This window comes from Actinoalloteichus spitiensis RMV-1378, from assembly GCF_000239155.1.
Taxonomy (GTDB): Bacteria; Actinomycetota; Actinomycetes; order Mycobacteriales; family Pseudonocardiaceae; genus Actinoalloteichus_B; species Actinoalloteichus_B spitiensis.
In genome coordinates this window covers 1-2,755 of sequence record NZ_AGVX02000312.1, presented here as the reverse complement: position 1 = coordinate 2,755, position 2,755 = coordinate 1, and the positions used below count along the sequence as shown (strand labels likewise).

The 2,755-nt window shown below is 71.9% G+C and carries 2 protein-coding genes; both read left to right on the top strand.

The window, feature by feature from the left end; translation table 11 throughout:
- The coding region (locus ACTIDRAF_RS33830) for a hypothetical protein (RefSeq protein WP_211215346.1) at nucleotides 1–242 on the top strand (242 nt) is incomplete at its 5' end.
- Nucleotides 243–332: 90 nt separating this feature from the next.
- A complete protein-coding gene (secD, locus tag ACTIDRAF_RS0214345; protein WP_016699429.1) occupies nucleotides 333–2,690 on the top strand; it encodes a protein translocase subunit SecD in 2,358 nt (785 codons plus the stop codon).
- The last annotated feature ends 65 nt before the right edge of the window (nucleotides 2,691–2,755 follow it).

Below are 2,755 nucleotides of genomic sequence, written 5' to 3'. Positions count from 1 at the left end.
CCCGCGCGGGAGCCGGCGGCCCGGTTCCCTCTCGTGCCGCGCCGGCGGCGTTCACCGGCCAGGCGGTCGGGGAGACCGGGCCCACCCGGGATCCCGCCGTGCTGGACGGCGGCGCCCCGGTGCTGGGGCGGGCCCCGTTCACCGCCCGGCTCCCCCGTCTGTCCCCGCCGCGCATCCCGGCCCGCCCCGGCGCGGACGGCGCGAGCACCGGGCGGGGGCCGCCAGGGGTGGCACGGCACTGAGGCGTCCCGAGGGACGGCGACCGCCGCCCCCGTCATCCCAGCACGCGGCCGACCCGGCCGCCGTGCGCGCACCGCAGTGGAGACCACACCGTGCCACCACCCCGCTCCACCCGCTCGACCCGCTCGACCCGCTCAGCGGAGCAGCGTTCGCTGCTCCTCCGAGGACTGCTCGCCCTCGTCGTTCTGCTCGGCGCCGGGACGATGCTGGTCACGACCGAGCCCCGGCTGGGCCTCGACCTCCAGGGCGGCACCCAGATCACCTTGGAGGCCGAGGAGACACCCGGCGGCACCCTGGACGACGAGACGATGGACCAGACGCTGGAGGTGCTGCGCCGCCGCGTCGACTCCCTCGGTGTCGCCGAACCGAACCTGGTCCGGTCCGGTTCCAACCGCATCGTCGTGGAGATGCCGGGTGTCCAGGACCCCGAGGAGGCCCTGGAGACGATCGGCCGCACCGCCCAGCTGACGATCCACCCGGTCGTCGGCCTGGCTCCCCCCGAGGAGTCGGTCCCCCCGGAGGGGGACACCGAACAGGAGCAGACCGGGGAACTGGTGCTGCCGGACGAGAGCGGCCAGCGGCTCCAGCTCGCGCCGGCCGCGATGACCGGTGAGGCCATCAACCGGGCCACCGCCAGGCTGGACGGCCAGCAGGGGCTCGGCTGGCACGTCTCCCTCGACTTCCACGACGGCCGCGGGTGGGCGGACATCACGGGCCAGGCCGCGTGCGCGCCCAACGGTGACCCAGCGCGGCGGGTGGCCATCGTCCTGGACAACGAGATCATCTCCGCCCCGCAGGTGACGCCGGACGTGCGCTGCAACGTCGGTATCACCGGTGGGACCACGCAGATCACCGGTGACTTCACCGAGGAGGAGTCCAACCAGCTTGCCCTGCTGATCAGCGACGGCGCGCTGCCGGTCCAGGTGGAGGTCGTGGAGCAGCGGACCGTCGGCCCCACCCTGGGTCAGGACGCGATCGACGCCAGCGTGCTCGCCTCGATCATCGGTGTCGCCCTCACCGGTCTCTTCCTGCTGGTCGTCTACCGGATGGCCGGTCTCATCGCCACCATCGCGCTCGCCGGGTACACCGCGATCGCCTACGGTCTGATGCTCGCGATCGGCGCGACGTTCACCCTTCCCGGGCTGGCGGGTTTCGTCCTCGCCATCGGTATGGCGATGGACGCGAACGTGCTGATCTACGAGCGGTCCCGGGAGGAGTACGCGGCGGCAGCGGGCACCAAGTCCCCGGTCCGCCGGATGCAGAACGCCGTGACGGGCGGGTTCCGGGGCGCGCTCACCGCGATCGCGGACTCCAACATCACCACCCTGTTGGCGGCGGCGCTGCTGTTCGCCCTGGCCGCTGGCCCGGTGCGGGGCTTCGGCGTCACCCTCAGCGTCGGTGTCGCGGTCTCGATGTTCAGCGCCTTCGTGCTCAGCCGGGTCCTGCAGCAGCTCACCTTCCGGGGTGTGGTGGCGAGGAAGCCCGCGATCAGCGGTATCGCCAGCATCGGTCGGGTCCGCCAGTGGTTCGAGCGGCGGTCGCCCGACTTCTACCGGCGGCACCGCCGCTGGCTGGTGGGATCGCTGGTCGTGCTGCTCGTCGTGGGCCTCGGGCTGGCCGTGCGCGGGCTCAACCTCGGTGTCGAGTACACCGGTGGCAGGTACCTGGAGTACTCCTCGTCGGAGGAGGTCGATCTCGGCGACGTCCGCTCCGAGCTGGCGGCAGCCGGGTTCCCCGACGCGCAGGTGTCGAGCACCGACGACAACGGCATCTCGGTGCGCACCGTTCCCCTGGACGAGTCCGAGGTCGGCCGGATCGCCGACGCGGTCAGCACGGCGGCCGGCGGTGAGGTGGAACAGCTCAGGTCCGACCTGATCGGCCCCAGCATGGGCAACGAGCTGCGGAACCAGGCGATCCTCGCCTTCCTGTTGGCGGTGCTCGTGCAGGTGATCTACCTGTCCTTCCGCTTCGACTGGCGGCTGGCGGTTGCCGTGATGGCCGGTCTGGCGGCGGACATCCTCTTCCTGCTCGGGTTCTTCGCCTGGACGGGCCGGCTGGTCGACGGCGTGTTCATCGCGTCGATGCTGACGGTGATCGGCTACTCGGTGAACGACTCGGTCGTGGTCTTCGACCGGGTCCGGGAGCTGCGCGCCTCGCACCCGAAGGACCCGTTCTTCCGGGTGGCGGGGCTGGCGATCCTCCAGACGATGCCGAGGACGATCAACACCGGCATCGGTGTGTTCGCGGTGCTCGGCGCGCTGCTCTTCCTGGGCGGTGGCTCACTGGTCGACTTCGCCCTCGCGGTGATCGTCGGTAGCTTCATCGGCAACGTCACGACGATCACGGTGGCGTCGCCCTTCGCCGTACTGCTCGACAGGAAGTGGCCGGGCGCGGCGCGTCCCAAGAAGAAGAAGCGTCGCGACGAGAACAGCACCGGCGCCGTCGTGTGATGGCTCTCCTCCGCCGCCACCGGCGGCCCGGGGGTGGTGGGCGGGCCCGGTTCACCTCGGTGAGC